The following is a 23,189-nucleotide window of genomic DNA, read 5'->3' on the forward strand; positions in this document are numbered from 1 at the left end:
ACCTCTATTTTTCATTTAAAACAGAGGCTTGTCGCGATATTTAGCAAGTTGGGGCGCGTGTTTCCCAAGAGAATTGCCATATAAAAGCGCAAAGTGCATACACTTCGCGCTGTTTTGGAACGCCGCTCTCTATTCGGTCTATTCGATACAGCTCCCCCGACGCCAGGGCTGTGTGGAGAGCTCGATGTGCCACCCGTTTGGGCCGCGTTGGCAGTAGTCGATGCACAGGCTGGCTCGCCAGCGCAGATCGTCGAGGCTGGCGTGGCGGGGTAGCGCGAAGGGGTCGGATTGATCGGCGATGGGTGGGCGGGGGGTGATGGCCATGGCGTGATCGCCGAGCGCCAGCCAGCGCAGCCGGCCCTGCTCATCGACGCGCACCGTCTCCGCCGCGCTGGGTGTCGTGAGCCGCTGCCAATGCTCGACGTAGTGTCCTGCCGGGTGCCGCTCTTCCAGCGTGTCCGCCTGCCAGCGCAGCAGGCCCACGTCTTTCTCTAGGCTGGGGCAGAGATCCTGCAGGCGATGCCAAGTGCATACACCGCCATCTATTTGGGTCAGCCCTGCAAAGGCCGTCAGGCTGGCCAACCACTCGAGCTGCGCTCGGTTGCACGCTGCGAGGCTTTGAACGTGGCTGAAGTCAGGTGATTCGAGGGGGATGCGCAAGTCGGCATGCCACTGCTGGCCCTGTAGCCACACCACCCGGGTGGTGGTATCGGTTGCCCGGTACGGCGGTGTGTAGGGCTCGGCATAGAGCGTGCGCTGCCACGCCCCTTGGTACGCTGGATGCACGCTGGGAAGTGGCATCGTCATGACGTCGCTCCCGTGCTGCCCGGCGCTTTCTGCTTGCCGTGCTGGCCCAGGCTACCAACTTCTCTGGCGTCCTCTGGGAGCGTAATCTCGCCCGCTGCCAAGCGCTCGCGTAGGTAGCGAAAGGTTTGGATGGTTTGGGCATAGAGGTGGTCGCCTGCTATCAGAGCGCCGTAGTGCGCCTGTCCGTGACGCGCGACGAGCTCGGGGAGCGGGGCGACCCTGGTGGGGTAATCGCAGGCGAAAAAGAGCGGAAACGAGTAGCGCTCCTCCTTCACTTTGCGAACCCGGTGAGAGGTGGCGACGAATTCGCCGTTGCTCCAGATCTCCAGCATATCGCCAATATTGACGACCAAGGCGCCCTCTTTGAACGGCACGTCGACCCACTCGCCGTTGCCATTCATCACCTCGAGCCCGGGGGCGGTGGGCAGCAACAGGGTAAAGCATTCGTAGTCCGTGTGGGCGCCGATACCTTGGGCGTCCTCGGCATCGGGGTTGTAGGGGTAGTGGATCAGGCGTAGCTGGCTGGGCGGCTTGTTTACGTACTGGAGCAGCTGCTCGGGCGCAAGCCCCAATGCCATGGCAAAGCCGCCCATCAGTGCGCGCCCGACGTGGTAGGCCGCGTCATAGTAAGTGGCTACGGGTTCCTTGAAGCCCTCTAGGTCGGGCCAGGGGTTGGGACCGAGCAGCGGCGTTCCGGCTAGCACTGCAGGGTCATCGCTGGGTAGCTCGAACGCGAGGTCGAAGGCCTCTTTCATATCGGGCTTGGCCGGGTCTGGCGACTCTTCGCCGGGCGGCACATAGCCGCGATGGTGGTGATAGAGGCCGATGTAGCGCTCCATTTTGGTCGCTTCGGGCTGGGCAAAGAAGCGTTTGGCCTGATGAATCAGCCCGTCGCGCAGCGAGTCATCGATGCCGTGGCCCATCATTTGGAAGAAACCCACGTCACGGGCGGCGCGCCCCAGTTCTGCGGCCACCTCACGCTTTGCCTGATCGTCCCCATGTAGCAGGGGGTGAATGTCGATGACCGGAATCGCCTGAAAGCCCGCCAAGCGCTGGTTGCCAGTGGGTGTGCTCATGCGTTGGCCTCCTCTTCCTGGATAAGTACCACCAGCGGCTGGCCGGGGCCGAGGGCCGAGCCTTCGGCGAGCGGCAGCCGGACGACCCGTCCGGCGCAGTGGGCGGTGACCTCGACCTCCATCTTCATCGACTCCACCAGCGCCACGGGTTGACCTGCGCTGACCTGCTCGCCCTCCTTGACCAGCAGTTTCCATAGGCTGCCGGTGACTGGGCTTTCGATCCCCAACTCGTCTTCGTCGAGCGCGTCGACGTCGGCGCTTGCCGGGGCTTGGTCTTCGAAGGTGAACTGGCCATTGGCACGCCAAGCGGCCATTTCCGCTTGAAAGGCCTGCTCACGCCGGGTGCGAAACGCCTCGATGGCCTCGGCGTTAGCGTCGATCTCGGCTTGGTAGTCGGCCAGTGTGAAACGGGTCGTCTCGATGGAGAGATCGAAGCGCCCGTGGGGGAAGTCGCGGCGGATGCGCTGCAGCTCGTCGTGGCTCACTGCATAAAAGCGCAGCTGATCGAAAAAGCGCAGCAGCCACGGGTTGTCGAAGTGCCGAGTCGTGCGGTAGCGGTTCCACATCTGCAGCGTGCGGCCCACGAACTGGTAGCCGCCGGGACCCTCCATGCCATAGACGCAGAGATACGCGCCGCCAATCCCCACCGAGTTTTCTGCCGTCCAGGTACGCGCCGGGTTGTATTTGGTGGTGACCAGGCGCTGGCGCGGATCGAGGGGGGTGGCGACCGGCGCCCCCAAGTAGACATCGCCCAGCCCCATCACCAGGTAGCGGGCGTTGAAGACGATGTCGCGCACTTGCCGTTCGCTTTCGAGGGCGTTGATGCGGCGAATGAAATCCAGGTTGCTGGGGCACCAGGGGGCGTCGGGACGCACGCTGCGCTGATACTTGTCGATGGCTTCCTGGCAGGCGGGGTCGTCCCAGGAGAGGGGCAGATGCACGACCCGAGACGCCACTTCCAGCGACTCGACGTCCACCAGCGCCTGTTCGGCTTCGCGCAGGTGGTCAAGCAGCGCGTCAAGGGTCAGCTCCCGCGGTTCGAAATGCACCTGTAGCGAGCGGATGCCGGGGGTGAGCTCTCGCAGGCCCGCAATGGAGTGTTCTTGCAGCCACAGCATCCAGGCGTGGACGCGAAAGCGTAGGGCGATGTCCAACTCCATGGAGCCGAATTCGATCAGTAGGAAGTCGTCCCCAGCCCGGCGGTAAACGATGCGCTCACCCGCCTCTTCGGCAGGAACGTCGCGCAGCACCGGGGTGCTCTGCTCCCAGTCGAGCGTCACGTCGGGTGCCGGTGTCAGCGACGCCAATTGGGCGAGCTGGCGCTCCTCCAGCGCCCGAGCGGTGGCCAAGGTGACCGGCACGAAGCGCACTTTGTCACCGGCGGTGAGCTGGCCAAGCTTCCAGCGTTCGGCGCGCACCACGGTGGCGGGGCAGACGAACCCGCCCAATGACGGGCCGTCCGGGCCCAGAATGACCGGCATGTCGCCGGTAAAGTCGATGGTGCCGAAGGCGTAGGCGTTATCGTGGATGTTCGAGGGGTGTAGCCCCGCCTCGCCGCCGTCGGCCCGGGCCCACTCCGGCCGTGGGCCGATCAGGCGCACGCCGGTGCGGCTGGAGTTGTAGTGCACCGACCACTCGTGGTCGAAAAAGCGGTCGATATCGCCGTCGGTAAAGAAATCCGGCGCGCCGTGGGGGCCATACAGCACGGCAATCTCGGTGACGTCGGCCGCCGCGCTACCGATGGCGGGCACCAGCGCGCTATCGAGGGTGCACTGGGCAGCCGGGTTCAGCGCAGGCAGGGTGAGCATGTCGCCGCTGCGTAGGGCGCGGCCGCCATGGCCGCCGAATTGGCCGAGCGTAAAGGTACTGCGAGAGCCCAGGTAGCGCGGGCACTCGATACCGTGACGCACCAGCAGATAGGCGCGGGCGCCTGCGGTGGCCTTGCCCAGCGTCAGCGTGGCACCGGCGGGCACATCGATGACGGCCCAGCGGTCGATGGCGCGACTCTCCAGCGAGGCGGAGAGTTCAGCCCCGGCGAGCACGATCTGGGTGGCCCGATGAAAGCGCAGCGTGGGGCCTTGGAGAGTGATCTCCAGGCCCGCGGCCTCTGGTGGGTTGTCGAGCAGGCGGTTGCCCAGCCGAAACGACCAGTCGTCGAACGGGCCGGAAGGCGGCACGCCCACGTCCCAGTGGCCCTGGCGGCCGGGGAAGTCTTGAATCGTGGTCAGCGTGCCTGGTGCGAGCACTTCGATGGCGGGCGGTGCCCAATCCAGTGTCGTGAGCCAGTGGGTGTCGATATCCGCCTGCTGAAAGCGCTCGGCGCGCAGCACGTGAGCCAGCCAGCGGCAGTTGGTGGTAATGCCGTAGACGCTGGCGCTGTCCAGGGCATCTGCCAGCTCGGCGGTGGCCTGCCCGCGGCTGGCGGCATGCACCATCACCTTGGCCAGCATGGGGTCGAACAGCGGTGAGACCTCCAGGCCCGCCTCGATGGCGTGGTCGATGCGCAGGCCGCTGGCCTCGGGAAAGCGAACGTCCGTCAGCAGACCGGAGCTGGGGCGAAAGTCGTGGGCGGGGTCTTCGGCGTAGAGGCGCGCCTGCACGGCGTGGCCGTGGGGGGCGAGGCCTTGGGCCAGGCCTTCCAGGTCGGGCAGCGCACCGGCGCCGAGTCGGATCATCCACTCGACGATGTCCACGCCGTAGACCAGCTCGGTAACGCCGTGCTCCACTTGAAGGCGGGTATTGACCTCCAGGAAGTAGAAGGCTTCGCGCTCGGCATCGTAGATGAACTCGACGGTGCCCGCGCTGCGGTAGTTGACCGCTTTGCCTAGCTGCACCGCCGTGGCGTGCAGCGCTTGGCGAACGGCGTCGGGGAGATTCGGCGCCGGGCACTCCTCCAGCACTTTTTGGTGGCGGCGCTGGGTGGAACAGTCGCGCTCACCGAGGGCGATGACGCTGCCCTGGCCGTCGCCAAATAGCTGCACTTCCAGGTGGCGGGCGCGGGCGATATAGGCTTCCAGAAAGACGCCGCCATCGCCGAAATTGCGCTCGCCCAGGCCTTTCACCGATTCGAAGGCGCGCTCGAGTTCTGCCGGGGTGCGGCACACCTGCATGCCGATGCCGCCGCCGCCCGCCGTGGATTTGAGCATCACCGGATAGCCGATCCGCTCGGCGGCCTGCCTGGCGTCGTCGAGGCTGTCGAGCAGCGCCGAGCCGGGTACCAGCGGTACGCCCGCCCGTTCGGCGAGCGCGCGGGCTTCATGCTTGAGGCCGAACTGGCGTATCTGTTCGGCGGTGGGGCCGAGAAACGTCAGCCCAGCGGCATCGCAGGCGGTGATGAAGCGGGTATTCTCCGAGAGAAATCCGTAGCCGGGGTGGATCGCCTGGGCGCCACTCTGCTGTGCGATCGCGATCAGCTTGTCGATATCGAGATAGGTGTTGCTGGCGCCGCCCTCGCCAAGGGCATACGCCTCATCGGCTTGATGCACGTAGGGGGCATCGCGGTCGGCATCGGCATACACCACGACACTGCCCACGCCTAGCGCATTGAGCGTGCGTAAAATGCGCGCGGCAATGGCGCCGCGGTTGGCAATCAGAACTTTGCTAAACGTTTTCTGGGTGGACATGGCTCTGCCTGCAAACAAAGGCGGGTCGTCCCGCAGGTTGCTTTGCCTTCTAGGGTCGTCCCTAGGGCGAACGGGTCATTCCCAAACCAACAGCTCGATGGGCGTGGGATCGTAGCCGTTACAGGGGTTGTTGAGCTGGGGGCAGTTGGAGACCAGCACGATCACGTCCATCTCGGCGACCATCTCCACGTATTTGCCCGGCGCGGAGATGCCATCCTCGAAGGTCAGCCCGCCGTCGGCGGTGACCGGCACGTTCATGAAGAAGTTGATGTTGTGGGTGATGTCGCGCTTGGTCAGGTCGTACTCTGGATGGTTGGCAATGGCCTGCATCCAGTTGTCACGGCAGGAGTGCATATGGCGCTTCTCCAGGTCGTAACGCACGGTGTTGCTTTCGCTGGCGCAGGCACCGCCCAAGGTGTCGTGGCGGCCGCAGGTATCGGCGGTGAGCGTCAACATCGTGCGGCCTTCGCTGGAGATCAGCTTGGAGCCCGCCGTCAGGTAGACGGCTCCCTGCTCGCGAACGGTATCCATGGCGCTGTAGCGCTCGGCGGTATCCGCGGCGCTGAAGAACAGGGTGTCGGCGGCCTGGTTGCCCTCTAAATCGAGAATACGCAGGGTTTGGCCACGCTCGACGACGCCGATGTAGTGGTCGCCCGCGTTCACCGTGGTTCGGCTGATGGCATTTTCAGGGCGTAGGGTGCTTTCGATGATCATGCGGTTCTCCCTTATAGGCCGAGGTGGTAAAGGCGGTTGTTGGCAAAACCGCGGGCGTTTTCGGGCCGCGAGCGGTAGCAGGGGTCGTCTTCGTTGGGCGCCTCGGCGATGCCCAGGGCGATATCGACGCCTCGCCGTGGATAGTCGGCGGCGGGATCCAGCGGGTGGGGGCAGGTGTGCAGCAGCACCAGGGTATCCATCTCGAAGCGCAGCGTGACGCGGTTGCCTGGCTGGCAGTGGTCGCTGACGTAGCGCAGCTTGCCTGCGTCATCGCACTCGACCCGGGAGAACAGGTTGAGGTTGGCCGCCATGTCGCGTCGCCCTAAGCCATACTTGGCCAGTTCGACCAGAAAGGCGTCGAAGCCGGTGCGCGTCCAGTCGTTGTGCGCCTGCTGATAGCTCACCGGTTGCCAGCCTTTGGCCAGCAGATGGTGGGGCATCAGGTTGCCGCCCACGCTGTCGTGCCAGCCAAGGTCATCGTGGGTGATCGAGGCGAAGATGCGCCCCATGTCTGAGTAGAGGCAGTGACCCTGGGCGAGCTTGAAGGTGTGCTGGGCCTTCAAGGTGTCCGGCAGGTTCAAGCGTTCCAGCAGGTTTTCGGGGTTGTAGCACAAAAGCCCTACGTTGCTATCGGCCTGTTTGGCGGTCAGCGTCAGCGTCGTGCCACGGCGCAGGCGCAGCGACCAGTGGTGCCCGCCGGGCAGGTGGGTGGTGTAGTGTGCATCGTGGGTCATCAAAACGTCTCCTTACAGCAGCGTTTCCTGGGTATGTGTCGCGCCGCCCCGTTCGGCAAGCTGCTGGCTGAACGCTTGGGCACTCAGCGCGTCGTCGGTGTGCTGGCCCAGGGGCAGGTCGTAGGTAATGGTGGCGCCATAGGCGTTGGGGGCTTGCGGGTCGTGGCGGGTTTTATCGAACACCCAGAGCCGCGTGCCCAGCGCGAAGGCCTCTTTTAGGTCGTGGGTAATCATGAAGATGGTGAGCTGCTGCTCCTGCCAAAGGCGCGTGATCAAGGCGTGCATGTCCTGACGAATCCCTGGGTCGAGGGCGCCAAAGGGTTCGTCCAGCAGCAGGATGCGCGGGCGCATCATCAGCGCTTGGGCGATGGCGAGGCGTTGCTGCATGCCACCGGAAAGCTCATGGGGGTACTTGTGCAGCGCATGGCCCAGGCCCACTTCGTCGATGCGCGCGTTGGCGTTCTCGATGGCGCGACGCCGGGTAGCGCCAAAGGTCTTGCCGAGCAGTTTGGCGCTGTGCAGCTCATCGGCCATCATCACGTTGCCCAGCACCGTCAGGTGGGGGAAGACCGAATACTTTTGAAAGACCACGCCGCGGTCGGGGCCGGGCTCGTTGGGAATGGGCTGGCCATCCAGCAGCAGGGTGCCTTTGGAAATGGCTTCGGTGCCCAGCAACATTTTCAAAAACGTCGTTTTACCGCAGCCTGAGGCGCCCACCAGCGTGACGAACTCCCCTTGCTCGACGCTGAAGTTCAGATTCTCCAGCACGATGTGGTGGCCGTAGTGCTTTTCCAAGCGTTTGGCGGACAGCAGGCTCATGACTTGTCTCCTTCGCCAGCGTGGTACCAGGGAAAGGCGAGGCGCGACGTCCAGGCGAGCAGTTGGTCGAGCAGAAACGCCAGCAGCGTGATCCACGCCACGTAGGGCAGAATGACGTCCATCGACAGGTAGCGGCGCACCAGGAAGATGCGATAGCCAAGCCCCTCTTGGGCGGCAATCGCCTCGGCGGCGATCAAAAACAGCCAGGCGCTGCCCAGCGCCAGGCGCGTGGCATTGAGCAGGCGTGGGGTAAGCTGGGGCAGCAGCACCCGGAGCAGCACCTGCCAGGAGCTGGCCCCCAGGGTTTGCGCTTTGATCAACTGCTCGTCGGGCAGCCGCAAGGCGTGGCCCTGGAGGTCGCGAATCAGAAACGGCGTGACCCCGATGACGATCAGCGCGATCTTGGCGGCCTCGCCGGTGCCAAAGGCGATGAACAGGATGGGCAGTATCGCCATGGGCGGAATGAGCGACGCCACGGTGACCAGCGGTGAGAGCTTGGCGCGGAGGAGGGGAAGGCCGCCGTTCAAAATGCCCACGACCAGACCGATGAAGGCGCTGATCGCCACGCCGATGAGAATGCGCTCTAGGCTGGCGAAGGTATCGGTCCAGAGCACGATTTGCCCCGTCCGCACGTTCTCGGCGGTGGCCAAATGGTAAAACGAGCTTGCCATGGTAGCCGGTGTCGGCAGCAGCCGGTCGTTGGGGTTCTCGGCCAGCCGGGCATTGGAGAGGCTCAGGTAGAGCATGGCCAACACGACGAAGGGCAGCAGACCGAGCAGCCATCGGCTCCCCCGCGAAGGGGCTAGATTAATGAGTCGCTTCATGGCGAGTGTCCATCGAGAGGAGAAGCAGAGGGAGCGGCCCATGGCCACTCCCATGGCGCGAGTTACTGGGCGTCGAGGTACGCTTGGGTAAAGCTAGGGTCGAAACGCAGCTGCACGTTGCTCTCGTCGCCGAACACGCCGCTGGGCGTTTCGATACCGACGACGTCGGCATTAGGCGCCATGTCGCCCAGCAGTCCGTGCTGGAAGCTGAACTCGGCGACCCGCCCCATGGTGTCGAGCAACTCGGGGCTCTCCATCAAGGCGATGGCTTCTGCTGGGTCGGTATAGAGATAGGTGGCGTCCAACTGACGCTTGTAGCCCTCCAGGTCGGTGCCCGCAGCATCGGCCATGATCGTCAGCGCCTGCTCGTCGTCGGCGGCGACCAGATCCATGACTTCATACCAAGCGCCGACCAAGGCGTGGCCGAGCGCAGGGTTGTCCGCCAGGGTTTGGGTATTGACCACCATCATGTCGAGAATTTCGCCGGGGATCTCCGCGGAGGTATACACCACGTTGCTGTCGGGCATGTCCGTGATGGCGCCTAGCTGGGGGTTCCAGGCGACCACTGCTTCGGTGGTGTCGCTGGAGAAGAGACCGACGATGTCTGCATCGGAGGTGTTGACGGTTTCGATGTCACGTTCGGTCAAGCCAACGCTCTCGAGGGCGCGTGCCAGGAAGTAGTGGGAGACACTAAACTGAACGAGATTAACGCGACGGCCTGCAATGTCGGCAAGATCATCGCTGCCTTTGAGCACGATGCCGTCGTTACCGTTGGAGTAGTCGTTGATGATCAGTGCGGTAGAGTCGACGCCGCTGGCGGCAGGAATCGTCAGGGCATCCATGTTGGTCATGGCGCAGCCGTCGACGTTGCCGGAGGTGAACTGGTTGATGGACTCGACGTAGTCGTTGACCTGCACCACGTCGATGCTGATGCCGTACTCGTCGGCCCACTTATCGACGATGCCTTCGACATCGGCGTAGGCCCAGGGCATCCAGCCCGCGTAAATCGACCAGCAGACGCTGAAATCGTCGCGTTCTTGGGCCTGGGCAGGGGTGATCGCTAGGGTCGACGCTAGCAGTGCGGCAGAGAGGGGAGCGAGCGAGAAACGTTTGGTGGAGATACGGATGGCACGGGTCATGTCAGCCTCCAGCGGCTAAGAGAAAACTCGGGGGCATCGGCGCATCACTGCACCTTATCCTCCCGGGCTTTTGTCCCGCCGTGTAACCTAACGTCAAGGCATTAGGTCGATTGCTCTCGGACCAGCCACGTCCATCAGGGGCCTATCATTGATGGCGTCGGAACCCTAGCGATCTATTGGAAACTCGATTGTTGGGCAGCGCTAGCCGCCGATACCCCGCTTGTTACGCTTAGAAACTGAGCAAGATCGCTGCCGATCATCGTTAACTCTTTATATTTCATGGTGTTAAAGCGCTTTCGTTGCCAAAAGAGGCGGCGCGCCTCGTTTGTTTCATGCCTCTTGACGGTGCAAAAAGGCAGTGAATGCACTCATATGCATCGCTTAGTTAGCCTCATAGCGGTGTTTTACTCCCTTTTCCGGGGATCTCCCGCACCAGGCGCGGCATCAAAAAACCGGGCAAATGATCGCGCAGCGCAGCCACCAAGTCGCGGGCTTCGTCGTCGGGCACATCGAAATGGGCAGCGCCCTGTACAGGATCGAGTACATGCAGGTAGTAGGGCAGAATGGCTGCCTCGAACAGCCGCTCCGACAGCGCTGCCAAGGTGGCGACGTCATCGTTGATGCCGCGCAGCAGCACGCTCTGGTTGAGGAGCGTTGCGCCCGCTCGTTTGAGTCGCGCGCAGGCATCGACGACCGCCTGATCGATCTCGTTGGCGTGGTTGATATGCAATACCACGACCGTTTGCAGGCGTGTCGACGTGAGCCAGCCGAGTAAAGCGTCATCTACTCGGTCAGGAATCACCACCGGTAGACGGGTATGAATGCGCAGTCGCTTGAGGTGAGCAATGCTTTCTAACTGCTCGACCAGCCAGGCCAGTTGGCGGTCATTGGCCGCCAACGGGTCACCACCCGACAAAATTGCCTCGTGTAGGGTCGTGTCGCTACGTAGGTAGTCGAGTGCTTCCTGCCACTGCGCTCTTGAGGGGGAGTTATCGCTGTAGGGAAAATGGCGGCGAAAGCAGTAACGACAGTTGATCGCACAGTTAGGGCTGGCGATCAGCAGCACCCGGCCCGCATACTTATGGATCAACCCTTTCGCTGGCCGATGGTCGGCCTCTTCCAGAGGATCGACGACGTAGCCGTGAGGCGTCTGTGCCTCTTCGCTTAGCGGCATCACTTGGCGCAACAAGGGGTCGTTGATGTCGGCATGGGCGATTCGTGTGAGGTACGCTTCCGGCACGCACACGTCGAAAAGGTCATGCCCTATTCGAGCGCCCGCTAGCCAGTCACGGCTCAAACCCAGCCGTTCACACAGTATTTGTGGGTCGCGAATGGCGTGAGTAAGCTGCTGCTGCCAAGTGGAAGGCACCCGTGCGTCACGATGGCTTTGCGCTTCAGACGCGGCAATAATGATGTTCTCCTGCAAAAAAGCCCTCCTTCGGGTTATCATGCGCGCACTTATTGAGCGACGCCATAGGCAACGTATGGCATCGCGCATCACCTGTCGAAGCCAATAACTGAAATGGATGATTGAGAAACATTATGGCGAACTATTCTACCAACGAATTCAAGGCCGGTCTGAAAGTAATGCTCGACGGCGACCCTTGCTCGATCGTCGAGAACGAGCTGGTCAAGCCGGGTAAAGGCCAAGCGTTCAACCGCGTCAAGCTGCGCAACTTGATGACGGGTCGTGTCGGTGAGCGTACGTTCAAGTCTGGCGACTCGCTGGAAGGTGCCGACGTCATGGACCTGGAAATGGAGTACCTCTACACCGACGGTGATATGTGGCACTTCATGAAGACCGACGGCTCTTTCGAGCAGTATGCCGTCGAGAAAAAAGCGCTCGGCGACACCGAGAAATGGCTCAAAGAGCAGGTGCCGTATACGCTGACCCTTTGGAACGACAAGGCGATCTCGGTCACGCCGCCCAACTTTATCGAGCTGGAAGTGGTCGAAACCGATCCCGGCTTGAAGGGCGATACGGCCCAGGGCGGCTCGAAGCCAGCCACACTATCGTCAGGTGCCGTGGTTCGCGTTCCGCTGTTCATTAACCAGGGGGAAGTCCTGAAAATCGACACCCGTTCTGGTGAGTACGTATCGCGCGCTTGATCGCGCGATAACCAAAGCGGCAGACGTAGTCGCTCGAGCATTTCATTGATAAAGCCACGCGATACTATTGCGTGGCTTTATGCTGTTAGGGAGAAGGGAATGACACTGAACTGGCAGCCAACGGCAACGGTGGACACCTTGCGCGAGCGCGCTCGCTTGATCGCTACGGTGCGCGCCTTTTTTGCCGCGCGGGACATATGGGAAGTGGAGACGCCAGTGCTCGGCCAGGGGGGGAGTACCGATGTGCATTTGGTGTCGCTAGCGACGCTTGCCCGCACGGATAAAGGTCAGCGCAAACTATGGCTGCAAACCTCGCCCGAGTTTCATATGAAGCGGCTGCTGGCAGCCGACAGCGGCCCCATCTTTCAACTGGCCAAAAGCTTTCGTGATGGTGAAGTGGGGGCACGACACAATATCGAATTCACCATGCTGGAGTGGTATCGCCCTGGATTCACACTCGCACAGCTGATCGAGGAAACGACGGCGTTGGTGGCGCACGCACTGCCGCATTCACCGGGCCCGGTGGTGCACTACCGTTATCGTGAACTTTTCCATCGTCACTTGGAAGTCGACCCGTTCACCACGTCGCTGGAAACGCTGCGAACGCTAGCGGCGCAGCGGGGCAATATGTCGGCCCAAGCGCTAGCCGAAGAGGGGCGCGATACGTGTCTGGATCTATTGATGGGCATGGTCATCGAGCCCACGCTTGGGCAGCAGGAACTGAGCGTGGTCGTCGACTACCCGGCGAGCCAAGCGGCGCTGGCGCGACGCCACCAGGATGCCGACGGTGAGTGGGTGGCGTCGCGCTTCGAGCTATACATGAACGGCATCGAGCTGGCCAACGGCTACGATGAGCTGACCGATGCTGAAGAGCAGCGCCAGCGTTTCGATGCGGATAATGCCGAGCGCCGCCGGTTAGGGCTGACGGAAGTGGAGGTCGATGCTCATTTGCTGGCAGCGCTAGAGCAGGGGCTGCCCGCCTCTTCCGGCGTAGCGCTAGGGCTGGATCGTTTGATTCAGCTGGCGCTGGGCAAAGCACGTCTGGAAGAGGTCTTGGCGTTTTCGACGGCCAACTGCTGACCAATAGCGTTGGCCGTCTTGCATTAAGGCGTGGCTGTCGCTAGGGACTGGCCCATCTGGATTTTCGTCCCTAGCGCATGGTTGCCGAACATAATGGGGTTGGCAAAGCACATGACCACGGTGGAACCCAGCTTGAAGCGGCCCATCTCTGCGCCTTTTTCCAGCACGATGGGCTGCCCGAAGCGCATACGCTGCGGGTGGCCCGACAGCGGCGTGACCTGACCAGACCAAACCGTCTCGATGGCCGCCACGATCATGGCGCCCACCAGCACCATGGCCATCGGGCCGTGTTCGGTATCGAAGATACAGACTAAGCGTTCATTACGGGCGAACAAGCCGGGCACATGGTTAGCGGTAGCTTGATTGACCGAGAAGAGACGCCCAGGCACGTAGATCATTTCCCGGAGCGTGCCGGTTACCGGCATGTGCACGCGGTGATAATCGCTTGGCGAGAGATAGACCGTCGCAAAGCTGCCGTTCAAAAACTCATCGGCCAACCTTTTGTCGCCGCCCAGCAACGTTTGAGCGGAAAACATGTGCCCCTTGGCCTGCACTAGCATGCCCGCCGTGGTGAGACGGCCAAACTGAGAGAGCGTGCCGTCAGCAGGGCTCAGCACACCGTCACCCAGTGGGCGCGCATCGGCTCTTAGCGCCCGGGTGAAGAAGTCGTTGAACGTGGAGTAGGCGGTCGGGTCTGGCTCGAGTGCCTGGCTCATATCCACGTTGAAGCGCTTGATGAACGCATTGATCAGAGTGTTTTTTACCCAAGGGTGATCGCACTGGCCAAACTTACCCGTTAGGCGTGATAGGGCGTGCTGAGGCAGCGGGTACTGCAGCAGTGAAAAGGCTTTTTGGGAAAGAGTCACAGTAATGTCTTCATTTCTCGATAGGTGTGTCGTCGCGATTGCCCCACTCGCCCCAAGATCCCGCATAGCCGCGCATGTTGAAGCCAAGCGCCTTGCCGACTAGCCAAGTAAAGCTGCTGCGGTGATGGCTTTGGCAGTGAGTGGCAATTTCCATGTCGGGAGTGAGTCCAAGCGCATTGAGTTCGGTCATCAGCTCGGCGTAGTCGCGGATTCTCAGCGCGCGGCTGCGATCCATGGCGTCCAGCCAATCCATGTTCACTGCACCAGGAATGTGTCCTAAGTGTTTGTTATTACCGCGTTCGCCGTCGTACTCCGCCTTGGAGCGGGCGTCCCAGATGGCAAACCGCTTGTCGCCGAGCTTCTCTTTGATCTCGTCGCAGTTGATGGCGACGTTGGGGTTGAGAATCTCGGCGTGGTAGTCGCTGGGTGTCGGGGCGGTCAGCTCGGTGCTCTCTTCCAGCCCTGCGTCACGCCAGGCGTGAATACCGCCGTTCAGGTAGGAGTAGCGGGTGTGGCCAATCAGCTCCAGTGTCCAGAGCAGCCGTGCCGCCCAGCCGCCGCCTTCGTCATCGTAGGCCACCACATGGGTGTCGCGGGTCAATCCCAGCGCGCTAAACAGCCTAGAGAGAAATGCGACCGATGGCACGTCATTGGGGACTGGACCTTCCCCGCGCATCAGGTAGCGGAAATCGAGATAGACGGCGCCAGGAACGTGGCCTTGGCGGTAGCTGTCGCCGTTGACGGGCACGTCGATGATGAGCAGTTGGGGCGCCTGCAGGTGCGCGTGTAGCTGCTCCGGCTCGACGATGAGCGGGAGTAGGTTGTGCTCTGATGAGTGGCTGGCAGTGCTCATGTCCGGTTCCCTGTCCTGGATGGTAAAACGAACACGACAGGGTGTCGCGATGCCACCCCATCATGGAGAATTCGTTACTTCGGGTTCAAGCTATCGAGTATGCGTCGGTAGCTGGCAAAGCGCTCTGGATGAATCTTGCCTGCCTCGACGGCCTCTAGTAAAGCACAGCCTGGCTCATTGCGGTGGCGGCAGTCGCGAAAACGGCACAGGCCCAAATAGGGATGAAACTCGATGAAGCCCTCGGTTACGTCCTGCTCGTCCAGATGGATCAGACCAAATTCCCGAATCCCTGGTGAGTCGATCAGCTCGCCATTGCTGACCTCGTCGCGGCGCATGGCGTAGAGCCTTGCCGTGGTGGTCGTGTGGGTCCCTTTGCGTGAATCTTCCGACAGCGCGCCAATGCGTAGGGTTTCATCGGGCAAGAGCAGGTCGATCAATGAAGACTTGCCCACCCCGCTTTGGCCGACGAAGACCGATGTGCGCCCCTCTAACTGCTGGCGCAGCGCATCCAAACCGTGGGGATTGGCCGTTGTCGTGCGTATGACGGGATAGCCCAGCGCACGATAACGCTCCAAGAGCTTACCTAGTTCGCCGCCATCGTCGGGCAGCAGATCCGTTTTGTTGAGTACCAGTACCGGCGCGATTCCCGTCGCTTCGGCAGCGACCAGATAACGGTCGATCAGGTTGGGGTGGGGCGCGGGCTCCACGGCAAACACGATCAGCAGCTGGTCGATGTTGGCCGCGACCGGCTTGAGCTGACCGCGGGGGTCGGGACGCTTTAAGATGCTGTCGCGCTCTTCGCGGGCAACGACCACCCCCGAGCCGTCCTGGCCTGCCCGCCAGATGACTCGGTCACCGGTCACCAAACCCTCGAGGTTGGCGCGCAGGTGGCAGCGTATGGGCGTCCCGTCGGCGTCACGAACTTCCAGCGTGCGGCCAAAATGGGCCATGACGCGGCCCGGCTGTTCGGGGCCATATTCGCCCGCGGAGAGCTTTTCGGCGTCCTTGGCATCACGTTTTTCGGCACGCTGGGCGCGTTCGGCTTGGATTTTCTCGACGCGCCACTGCTGCTGACGGCTTAATTTACGTTTGCTCATGACCACCCGATGATCGTTACAATAGACGGCATTGTACCCATCTAGGCGGCCCACTGTCCTGTATGGGGTGCGGGTTGGCGCAAGATAAGCGACACTTTTGTTCACTGCGCCGAAACAAGGGCGACTCTGACCAAGGAATGAATGTAATGAGCGAGCAAAACGGCGCACCGCGTAGTGACCTGTTGGTGTGGATCGATTTGGAAATGACCGGTCTGGAACCGGATAAAGAGCGTATTATCGAGGTGGCGACACTGATCACCGATGCTCGTTTGAATGTCGTGGCAGAAGGGCCGGTGATCGCCGTCAAGCAGCCCGATCGCTTGCTGGCCAATATGGACGATTGGAACCAGAAAACTCACGGTGAGTCTGGATTGGTGGCGCGCGTGAAAGCGAGCACCGTCGAGACGCAAGAAGCAGAGCGTCAGACACTCGATTTCTTACGCCAGTACGTCGTTGCAGGCTCTTCGCCGATGTGCGGCAACAGTATTCACCAGGACCGCCGCTTTTTGGAGCGGGAAATGCCCGAACTTTGGGCGTTTTTCCACTACCGCAACCTGGATGTCTCGACCGTCAAAGAGCTGGCCAAGCGCTGGAACCCTGGTGCGCTGGCGGGCTTCAAGAAGCAAAACGCCCACTTGGCCATGGACGACATCAAGGAGTCGATCGCGGAACTGGCCCACTATCGTCGCACGTTTTTACGCGTGGAAGATGGCAGAGACGAAGAGGAGTAGCGTTCAGGCGCGCGTGGCGATACGCGCATCTCGCTTGCGGCGCTGCTCCGCGAGTGCCCAGGCAACATGTTCACGCACTAGGTCGCTTGGGTAGGCCCGTCTGGCCCATAGCGCGGCCTCGACGGCATCGCTCCACGGGGCGTTGCCCAGGCCAACGGCGAGATTGCGCAGCCAGCGCTCGTAACCGATGCGGCGAATGGGGCTACCGGCGGTCTTGTAGAGAAACTCCTCTTCGCCCCAACTGAACAGCGCAATGAGCGAGGCGCGATCGAGATCGTGGCGTGGCGTGAAGTCTGCTTCTTGGGTGATTTTCGTGAAGCGTGTGAACGGGCAAACGAGCTGGCAATCGTCGCAGCCATACACGCGATTGCCCATGGCGCGCCGATACTCTTCGGGTATGGCGCCGGGTAGCTCGATGGTGAGATATGAGATGCACTTGCGCGAATCGACGACCTTATCGTCCACGATGGCCCCGGTGGGGCAGGCAGTGCGGCAGGCGCTACAGCTACCGCAGTGCTCCTGCTCGAAGGGCGCATCGACGGGCAGGGGGAGGTCGGTATACAGCTCGCCAAGAAAAAACAGCGAGCCTGCTTTGGGGTTCAGTAGCATAGCGTTTTTGCCGAACCACCCCAAGCCCGCCTTCTGGGCAAGCGCGCGCTCCATCACCGGCGCCGAGTCCACGAAGGCGCGGAAGCCGAATTTCCCTACCTCCCGCTCGATTTGCTTGGCTAGCTGCGCCAAACGTTTTCGCATCAATTTGTGATAATCACGCCCCAATGCATAGCGAGATACGTAGGCGCGGTGCGGCTGCCCCAATACTTTGGCACTCTCTACTTCGGCGGGCAAATAGTCCATGCGCACGCTGATCACTCGCTGTGTGCCGGGTTCCAGCTCCTCGGGGCGCGTGCGCTTGGTGCCGTGCTTGGCCATGAAAGCCATCTCGCCGTGATAGCCACTCTCCAGCCAGCGGTTCAAGTGCGCCTCGTGGGCCGCTAGGTCCGTGTCGGCGATGCCGACCTGTTGAAAGCCCAACTCGCGTCCCCACTGCTTGATCTGCTCGGCCAGCCGATGCAGGTGGTCATGGGTCAGAGCGTCGCTGGAGGGTGGAAATGTGATGGAACTTGGCATGGTCAGTCAACGGTGATGCGTTAAGCGCGCTATGCTAACGCATTAGCCGCTGGCACGACATGCCGCGTATGACGAGGCGGGTAAGGTATGCGCATGAGCGTTGATTTAGGGCCTTTACAAGGAGTCATTGTGTCTACGTTGAACACCTCTTCACTTCGTCCTCTCTACACCGCATCACAGGTCCGTGAGTTGGATAGGCGTACCATTGCCGGGGGGATCGACAGCTTTGCCTTGATGCAGCGAGCGGCCTCCAGCGCTTGGCACAGTTTTCGCTCGCGCTGGCCCCAGGCGCGCAGCGTGACCGTGCTGTGTGGCGGCGGTCACAACGGCGGTGACGGTCACGTGCTGGCAGCGCTGGCCATGCAGTCGGGCCTCAAAGTACAGCGTCTTTCTCTGAAGCCGCTAGATACGCTTTCTGGTGACGTGGCGCGCGCCGCCGAGCTGGCCACGGCTGCAGGCGTCAGCTTCGAAGAGTGGCAGCCAAGCACGACGCTGTCTGGCGAGGTCATCGTCGATGCGCTGCTGGGTACGGGATTGACCGGTGAGGTCGAAGGCAGCGTCAAGCAGGCCATTACGGCCATTAACACCGCGTCTCAGCCCGTGCTGGCGCTGGATATCCCTTCGGGAGTGTCGGCCGATACCGGCGCGATGCTGGGTACGGCGGTCGAGGCCACCTGCACGGTAACGTTCATTGGCGACAAAATCGGCCTACATACTGGCGAGGCGCCTGCCTACGCCGGTGACATCGATTTTCGCCCCCTGGGCGTCAAAGCGCAGGCGTTTTTCGATATTCCGCCGACCGCTTGGCGGTTGGATGAGGCAATGCTCAGCGAGGCATTGCCACCTCGTTCGCGCACCAGCCATAAGGGGAGCCTAGGGCACGTACTGGTGATGGGCGGCGCGCCGGGGTTTGGTGGTGCGGCGCTGCTAGCCTCTCAGGCGGCAGCGCGCTTAGGAGCAGGTAAGGTGACGCTCGCTACCGCACACGAACACCTGACTGCCAGCCTCGTGCGCTGCCCAGAAGTCATGGCGCGTGCAGTGCGTAGCGGGGCCGACGTGGCCGAGTTGCCCGCCAATGCGGATGTCGTGGTGGTTGGGCCAGGGATGGGGCAAGAGGCCTGGGGCCAGGCAGTGCTGCAAAGTGCGCTACAGGCATCGACACCGCTCGTCATCGATGCCGATGCGCTCAACCTGCTGGCCAGCCGCTGGCCAACGCTTCGTCGGGACGACTGGGTATTGACGCCTCACCCTGGCGAAGCGGCCAGACTGCTGGGCTGCAGTGTGGCCGATGTCCAGGCGGATCGTCCGGCGGCCGCCCGGGCGTTGCAGCGCACCCGTGGGGGCGTCGTGATTCTGAAAGGGGCTGGCAGCCTGGTGGCGGGTCCCAGCGGACTGGTCGTCTGCCCTTACGGGAATCCCGGCATGGCGAGCGGCGGTATGGGCGATGTGCTGAGCGGCATGTTGGGCGCCTTGATGGCTCAACTGGGCGGCTTGGAGCAGAGCGCTTGGCTGGGTACGATGCTGCATGCTCTGGCAGGCGACGAGGCGGCCAAAGCCGCCGGAGAGCGTGGCCTGTTAGCCAGTGATCTGGCATCCTATGCACGAGTGCTCATTAACCCGTGAAGGCGGCCAACATGCAGGTGCAATTGAACGATGAAGTGGCCCACGTTGCCTTTGGTGAGGCGCTGGGTCGAGCGCTAAGCGGTCGCGGGCGCGTTTATTTGGAAGGCGATTTAGGGGCAGGTAAAACCACCCTGACGCGCGGCATTTTGAGAGCATACGGCTATCATGGAGCCGTTAAGAGCCCAACCTATACTTTGGTGGAGCCCTACGAGCTTTGCGATCAACGCATTTACCACCTGGATTTGTATCGTTTGGCAGACCCAGAAGAGCTTGAATTCATGGGCGGACGAGACGTTCTCGCCGATGATGCTCTCTGTCTGATCGAATGGCCCAGCAGAGGCGAGGGTTGGTTACCCGCACCCGATGTGCGCATTCAGCTCTGCGTAGCGGCGCAGGGTCGAACGGCGCGTTTGACGGCCGAAACCGCCTTTGGCCAGCGTGTCTTAGCGCCGTTGGAGGCAAGGATCATCGATAATTCGCGGGAGAGTGGTGGGATTCAATGGATATGAAACGACCCCTCGTTCGGCTATTCATCCGCTGCGCAGTAGGATGTGCGTTCTTATTGACCGCCAGTGCGACCACCGCGCAGGCGGCCAACGTCGAGAGTATGCGGCTTTGGGCGGCACCCGATCACGCGCGTTTGGTGTTCGATCTCACGGGGGCCACGCAAGCCAACGTATTTTCGTTGGATAATCCGTCACGTCTGGTGATCGATCTAGACGACAGTCAGCTCAATACCGATGCCTCCACGCTGCCATTGGAAGGCAGCGCCATTTCAGCCGTTCGCACGGGGGTGCGAGACGAGGGCGGCTTGAGGGTGGTGCTCGAGCTTAACCGTGCTATCGAGCCTCGTCATTTTACGCTTCCGCCTAACGACCAGTATGGGCATCGTCTGGTGGTCGATCTGGAGTATCCCGGCGAGAGTGCAGTGGAAAATCCCATCGATCCCATCGAAGCGATGATTCGTGACCAGGAGATGATGGCACAGCGCTCGGCCCAGGCGCGGCTACCCGGCGTAGAGGCCGACGTGCCATCTCCAGCGCCAGATCAGCCGCCGGTAGAAGTGCAGCCCGCTCAGCCGCACCCACAGCGGGACATTATCATTGCCATCGACGCCGGGCACGGTGGCGAGGACCCGGGTGCCATTGGCCCGGCGGGCACCCGTGAAAAAGATGTCGTGCTGGAAATTGCCCGTCGGCTCGCCTCCGACGTCAATCGCACGCAGGGGTTCAAAGCCGTGCTGATTCGCGATGGCGACTACTACCTCGGTTTACGCCAGCGCACACAACTGGCCCGTGAGCAGAAAGCCGATTTCTTCGTCTCGATTCACGCCGATGCCTTCACTAGCCCCCGCCCTCAGGGTAGCTCTGTGTATGCGCTGTCACAGCGTGGGGCGACATCAGAAACGGCACAGTGGCTAGCCGATAGTGAAAATCGCTCGGATCTGATCGGCGGTGTCGATGGCAGTTTGTCGCTGCGTGACAAAGACCAAGTGCTGCGCGGGGTACTGCTGGACCTTACCATGACCGCGACGCTCAACGACTCGCTGTCGATTGGTGGGCAGGTACTCGAACAGCTTGGGCGAGTCAACCGGCTGCATAAATCCCGGGTCGAGCAGGCGGGCTTCATGGTGCTGAAATCACCGGATATTCCGTCGCTGCTGATTGAGGTGGGCTTTATATCGAATCCCGACGAAGAGCGTCGCCTGCGCGACCCAGTGCACCAACAGGGGCTTTCGACGGCCATTTTCAGCGGCCTGCGCGACCATTTTCAGCGTAATCCACCGCCAGCCAGCCTGCTGGCGTGGCAGCGGGATCATCAGCGCAGCCCCACGGGCGACGAATATCGCATCCAATCAGGCGACACGCTCTCCTCGATTGCCGTTCGCCACGGTGTCCCGGTGAACCAGCTGAAACAGGCCAACGATTTGAATGGCGACATCATTCGTGTGGGGCAGGTGCTACGTATCCCCAGTTCGTGACACGCATGCTTAATAAACCACTTAGATGCTGAATATTGAGGTGTTGGTTGACTGAATTGAACTCGTTCTCTGGTCGTATCCATGTGCTCGACCCTCGCCTGGCCAACCAAATTGCCGCAGGTGAGGTGGTCGAACGCCCTTCGTCAGTCACAAAAGAGCTGATCGAGAATGCCATCGATGCGGGCAGTCAGCGGATCGAAGTAGAGATCGAACAGGGCGGCGCAAGGCTGATCAAAGTGCGCGATGACGGCATCGGTATCGGCGAGGCGGACCTGCCGCTGGCATTAGCGCGCCATGCCACGAGTAAGATCAGTAGCCTCGAGGATCTGGAAGGGGTTAGTTCACTGGGCTTTCGTGGAGAAGCGCTGGCGTCGATCAGTTCTGTGTCGCGCTTGGAGCTGGTCTCCAACGCGGAGGAAGATCCCCGCCTGGGGTGGCGGGTCGTAGCCGAAGGGCGCGGTATGGAGGCCCGGGTGACACCTGCACCGCACCCCCGGGGCACCAGTGTCTCGGTGCGCGACCTGTTTTTCAACACGCCCGCGCGGCGCAAGTTCTTACGCACTGAAAAGACCGAATTTGCCCATGTGGAGGAGGCCTTTCGTCGTCAGGCGCTATCGCGTTATGACATTGCATGGGTGTTGAAGCACAATCAGAAAGTGGTGCATCAGCTTCCCCAGGGAGATTCACCCGCCTCTCGTGAGCGGCGTATTGCATCGCTGTTGGGCAAGAATTTTATCGAACACGCCCGCTACATCGAACGCGAAGCGGGTGGCCTGCGGCTCAGTGGCTGGGTGGGATTGCCAACTCACTCGCGCTCACAGGCCGATCAGCAGTACTTCTTCGTCAATGGCCGCGTGGTCCGCGATCGCCTCGTTGCGCATGCGGTTCGTCAGGCGTATCGCGACGTGCTCTACAACGGTCGCCACCCGGTGTTCGTGCTTTATCTTGAGCTCGATCCCGACGTGGTGGATGTCAACGTCCACCCAACCAAGCATGAAGTACGTTTTCGTGATGGGCGTATGGTGCATGATTTCCTGTATTCCAGTTTGCACCACTGCTTGGCGGCCTCCAAACCCACCGATGAGGAGCAAAATGAGGTGGCTGCTCCGACGGGCCAGGTCGAAACCGTCTCTAGCGTGGGCGCTGCGCCAGAGACTCCCCGCTGGCAGCAGCAGGGTATGCCGCTGTCGGAAGCGTCCGAGCGACACCCCGGCGCTGAGAGGGTGCGCCGCTTCATGCAGGGGTATCAGGCGCTGCATCCCGATCACGAAGAGACGCTGTTAACGCCACAACCTAGCCCGCCCCACCCGCACACAACCGCATCGGAAGTACGTGAGGCGCCGCCTCCTGTCATGCCGGAGCATGATGCCACGACAGCGCCGCCGCTTGGCTTTGCGCTGGGCCAGCTGCATGGCGTGTACATCTTGGCACAGAACGCACAGGGACTCGTTCTGGTGGATATGCATGCAGCCCACGAGCGGATCGTCTACGAGCGCATGAAAAACCAGCTGGCAGCGGCAAAGGGGATCGATACCCAGCCGCTGCTGGTGCCCGTGTCGCTGGCGGCCAGCCGCAGCGAAGTGGCCATCGCAGAGAGCGAGCGTGACGCCATTGCTCAGCTAGGCGTCGAGCTGGATGTGGCTGGTCCAGAAACGCTGCTAGTACGCCAGCTGCCCGCGCTGCTGGCCCAGGCCGACCCCGAGGAGCTGGTGCGTGAAATGCTCGAAGAGCTGTCACGCTATGGTCGCACGCATCAGGTCGAGGCGCGTATTCATGAACTGCTCTCTACCATGGCGTGCCACGGCAGCGTGCGGGCTAACCGGCGTTTGACGCTCGATGAAATGAACGCGTTGCTACGTGACATGGAGCGCACTGAGCGCAGCGATCAATGTAATCATGGCCGTCCCACTTGGACGCAAATGAGCATGAAAGCGCTCGACCGTCTATTTTTGCGCGGCCAGTGACGATGAAAACGACTAACGGAG

20 protein-coding genes and 1 riboswitch are annotated in these 23,189 nt (G+C 61.8%); of the genes, 7 read left to right on the forward strand and 13 right to left on the reverse strand.

What is annotated here, in order from left to right; all coding sequences use genetic code 11:
• Positions 1-138: 138 nt before the first annotated feature.
• The 9 genes from FHJ80_RS10505 to epmB form a co-directional block, all read right to left on the reverse strand.
• Complete coding sequence (locus FHJ80_RS10505) at positions 139-807, reverse strand: hypothetical protein (protein ID WP_218013982.1); 669 nt, start codon at positions 805-807, stop codon at positions 139-141.
• Positions 804-1,883 (reverse strand): isopenicillin N synthase family oxygenase, encoded by a 1,080-nt coding sequence (locus FHJ80_RS10510; protein ID WP_139527109.1) that lies wholly within the window; start codon positions 1,881-1,883, stop codon positions 804-806. Before FHJ80_RS10510 ends, FHJ80_RS10505 begins: the two co-directional genes overlap by 4 nt.
• Positions 1,880-5,506, reverse strand: a complete 3,627-nt coding sequence (gene uca / locus FHJ80_RS10515; RefSeq protein WP_139527110.1) for an urea carboxylase — start codon at positions 5,504-5,506, stop codon at positions 1,880-1,882. Before uca ends, FHJ80_RS10510 begins: the two co-directional genes overlap by 4 nt.
• Before the next feature lie 75 nt (positions 5,507-5,581).
• A complete protein-coding gene (locus FHJ80_RS10520) occupies positions 5,582-6,220 on the reverse strand; it encodes an urea amidolyase associated protein UAAP2 (RefSeq protein WP_139527111.1) in 639 nt (212 codons plus the stop codon).
• An 11-nt stretch (positions 6,221-6,231) separates the two neighbouring features.
• A complete protein-coding gene (locus FHJ80_RS10525; RefSeq protein ID WP_139527112.1) occupies positions 6,232-6,954 on the reverse strand; it encodes an urea amidolyase associated protein UAAP1 in 723 nt (240 codons plus the stop codon).
• 12 nt (positions 6,955-6,966) lie between these two features.
• Complete coding sequence (locus tag FHJ80_RS10530; protein WP_139527113.1) at positions 6,967-7,773, reverse strand: ABC transporter ATP-binding protein; 807 nt, start codon at positions 7,771-7,773, stop codon at positions 6,967-6,969.
• Positions 7,770-8,597 carry an ABC transporter permease gene (locus FHJ80_RS10535; protein ID WP_139527114.1) on the reverse strand — a complete coding sequence of 276 codons (828 nt, stop codon included), beginning with the start codon at positions 8,595-8,597 and terminating at the stop codon, positions 7,770-7,772. Before FHJ80_RS10535 ends, FHJ80_RS10530 begins: the two co-directional genes overlap by 4 nt.
• Before the next feature lie 62 nt (positions 8,598-8,659).
• Positions 8,660-9,736 carry a putative urea ABC transporter substrate-binding protein gene (locus FHJ80_RS10540; RefSeq protein ID WP_139527115.1) on the reverse strand — a complete coding sequence of 359 codons (1,077 nt, stop codon included), beginning with the start codon at positions 9,734-9,736 and terminating at the stop codon, positions 8,660-8,662.
• A 57-nt stretch (positions 9,737-9,793) separates the two neighbouring features.
• Positions 9,794-9,916: riboswitch (guanidine-I (ykkC/yxkD leader) on the reverse strand.
• A 211-nt stretch (positions 9,917-10,127) separates the two neighbouring features.
• The gene (gene epmB / locus FHJ80_RS10545) at positions 10,128-11,162 is read right to left on the reverse strand and encodes an EF-P beta-lysylation protein EpmB (RefSeq protein WP_139527116.1); all 1,035 of its coding nucleotides are present in this window, start codon (positions 11,160-11,162) and stop codon (positions 10,128-10,130) included.
• 116 nt (positions 11,163-11,278) lie between these two features.
• On the opposite strand from epmB, the gene efp reads away from it, so the two are divergent.
• Complete coding sequence (gene efp, locus FHJ80_RS10550; RefSeq protein WP_139527117.1) at positions 11,279-11,845, forward strand: elongation factor P; 567 nt, start codon at positions 11,279-11,281, stop codon at positions 11,843-11,845.
• Positions 11,846-11,944: 99 nt separating this feature from the next.
• Positions 11,945-12,925, forward strand: a complete 981-nt coding sequence (gene epmA / locus FHJ80_RS10555) for an EF-P lysine aminoacylase EpmA (protein ID WP_139527118.1) — start codon at positions 11,945-11,947, stop codon at positions 12,923-12,925.
• Positions 12,926-12,948: 23 nt separating this feature from the next.
• Here the strand turns inward: epmA and asd are convergent, their stop codons facing one another.
• The 3 genes from asd to rsgA form a co-directional block, all read right to left on the reverse strand.
• Complete coding sequence (asd, locus tag FHJ80_RS10560; protein ID WP_139527119.1) at positions 12,949-13,791, reverse strand: archaetidylserine decarboxylase; 843 nt, start codon at positions 13,789-13,791, stop codon at positions 12,949-12,951.
• A gap of 10 nt (positions 13,792-13,801) precedes the next feature.
• On the reverse strand, positions 13,802-14,644 hold the full coding sequence (locus FHJ80_RS10565; RefSeq protein ID WP_139527120.1) for a sulfurtransferase: 843 nt from the start codon (positions 14,642-14,644) through the stop codon (positions 13,802-13,804).
• 74 nt (positions 14,645-14,718) lie between these two features.
• On the reverse strand, positions 14,719-15,741 hold the full coding sequence (gene rsgA, locus FHJ80_RS10570) for a small ribosomal subunit biogenesis GTPase RsgA (protein ID WP_139527121.1): 1,023 nt from the start codon (positions 15,739-15,741) through the stop codon (positions 14,719-14,721).
• A 146-nt stretch (positions 15,742-15,887) separates the two neighbouring features.
• Between rsgA and orn the strand changes: the two genes are divergently transcribed.
• Positions 15,888-16,472 carry an oligoribonuclease gene (gene orn / locus FHJ80_RS10575; protein ID WP_139527122.1) on the forward strand — a complete coding sequence of 195 codons (585 nt, stop codon included), beginning with the start codon at positions 15,888-15,890 and terminating at the stop codon, positions 16,470-16,472.
• Positions 16,473-16,475: 3 nt separating this feature from the next.
• Here orn and queG read toward each other — a convergent pair whose 3' ends face one another.
• Positions 16,476-17,600: a tRNA epoxyqueuosine(34) reductase QueG gene (queG, locus tag FHJ80_RS10580; RefSeq protein ID WP_139527123.1), complete on the reverse strand. Its 1,125-nt coding sequence runs from the start codon at positions 17,598-17,600 to the stop codon at positions 16,476-16,478.
• Between the two features lie 129 nt (positions 17,601-17,729).
• Between queG and FHJ80_RS10585 the strand changes: the two genes are divergently transcribed.
• Genes FHJ80_RS10585 through mutL form a run of 4 tightly spaced genes read left to right on the forward strand, consistent with a single transcriptional unit; the run spans position 17,730 to position 23,168 of the window.
• Positions 17,730-19,223 (forward strand): NAD(P)H-hydrate dehydratase, encoded by a 1,494-nt coding sequence (locus FHJ80_RS10585; RefSeq protein WP_139527124.1) that lies wholly within the window; start codon positions 17,730-17,732, stop codon positions 19,221-19,223.
• 11 nt (positions 19,224-19,234) lie between these two features.
• Complete coding sequence (tsaE, locus tag FHJ80_RS10590) at positions 19,235-19,732, forward strand: tRNA (adenosine(37)-N6)-threonylcarbamoyltransferase complex ATPase subunit type 1 TsaE (protein ID WP_139527125.1); 498 nt, start codon at positions 19,235-19,237, stop codon at positions 19,730-19,732.
• Complete coding sequence (locus tag FHJ80_RS10595; protein WP_139527126.1) at positions 19,723-21,204, forward strand: N-acetylmuramoyl-L-alanine amidase; 1,482 nt, start codon at positions 19,723-19,725, stop codon at positions 21,202-21,204. Before tsaE ends, FHJ80_RS10595 begins: the two co-directional genes overlap by 10 nt.
• Before the next feature lie 47 nt (positions 21,205-21,251).
• Entirely contained in the window at positions 21,252-23,168 is a 1,917-nt protein-coding gene (gene mutL / locus FHJ80_RS10600) for a DNA mismatch repair endonuclease MutL (protein ID WP_255303927.1), read from the forward strand.
• Positions 23,169-23,189 lie beyond the last annotated feature (21 nt).

This window comes from Halomonas sp. BL6 (genome assembly GCF_006228115.1).
GTDB lineage: Bacteria > Pseudomonadota > Gammaproteobacteria > Pseudomonadales > Halomonadaceae > Vreelandella > Vreelandella piezotolerans.

Excerpts from the sequence above, each read along its gene's own strand:
- FHJ80_RS10505 (WP_218013982.1), bottom strand. The coding sequence starts at position 807 with ATGACGATGCCACTTCCCAGCGTGCATCCAGCGTACCAAGGGGCGTGG.
- FHJ80_RS10510 (WP_139527109.1), bottom strand. The coding sequence starts at position 1,883 with ATGAGCACACCCACTGGCAACCAGCGCTTGGCGGGCTTTCAGGCGATT.
- uca (WP_139527110.1), bottom strand. The coding sequence starts at position 5,506 with ATGTCCACCCAGAAAACGTTTAGCAAAGTTCTGATTGCCAACCGCGGC.
- FHJ80_RS10520 (WP_139527111.1), bottom strand. The coding sequence starts at position 6,220 with ATGATCATCGAAAGCACCCTACGCCCTGAAAATGCCATCAGCCGAACC.
- FHJ80_RS10525 (WP_139527112.1), bottom strand. The coding sequence starts at position 6,954 with ATGACCCACGATGCACACTACACCACCCACCTGCCCGGCGGGCACCAC.
- FHJ80_RS10530 (WP_139527113.1), bottom strand. The coding sequence starts at position 7,773 with ATGAGCCTGCTGTCCGCCAAACGCTTGGAAAAGCACTACGGCCACCAC.
- FHJ80_RS10535 (WP_139527114.1), bottom strand. The coding sequence starts at position 8,597 with ATGAAGCGACTCATTAATCTAGCCCCTTCGCGGGGGAGCCGATGGCTG.
- FHJ80_RS10540 (WP_139527115.1), bottom strand. The coding sequence starts at position 9,736 with ATGACCCGTGCCATCCGTATCTCCACCAAACGTTTCTCGCTCGCTCCC.
- efp (WP_139527117.1), top strand. The coding sequence starts at position 11,279 with ATGGCGAACTATTCTACCAACGAATTCAAGGCCGGTCTGAAAGTAATG.
- epmA (WP_139527118.1), top strand. The coding sequence starts at position 11,945 with ATGACACTGAACTGGCAGCCAACGGCAACGGTGGACACCTTGCGCGAG.
- FHJ80_RS10565 (WP_139527120.1), bottom strand. The coding sequence starts at position 14,644 with ATGAGCACTGCCAGCCACTCATCAGAGCACAACCTACTCCCGCTCATC.
- rsgA (WP_139527121.1), bottom strand. The coding sequence starts at position 15,741 with ATGAGCAAACGTAAATTAAGCCGTCAGCAGCAGTGGCGCGTCGAGAAA.
- orn (WP_139527122.1), top strand. The coding sequence starts at position 15,888 with ATGAGCGAGCAAAACGGCGCACCGCGTAGTGACCTGTTGGTGTGGATC.
- queG (WP_139527123.1), bottom strand. The coding sequence starts at position 17,600 with ATGCCAAGTTCCATCACATTTCCACCCTCCAGCGACGCTCTGACCCAT.
- tsaE (WP_139527125.1), top strand. The coding sequence starts at position 19,235 with ATGCAGGTGCAATTGAACGATGAAGTGGCCCACGTTGCCTTTGGTGAG.
- FHJ80_RS10595 (WP_139527126.1), top strand. The coding sequence starts at position 19,723 with ATGGATATGAAACGACCCCTCGTTCGGCTATTCATCCGCTGCGCAGTA.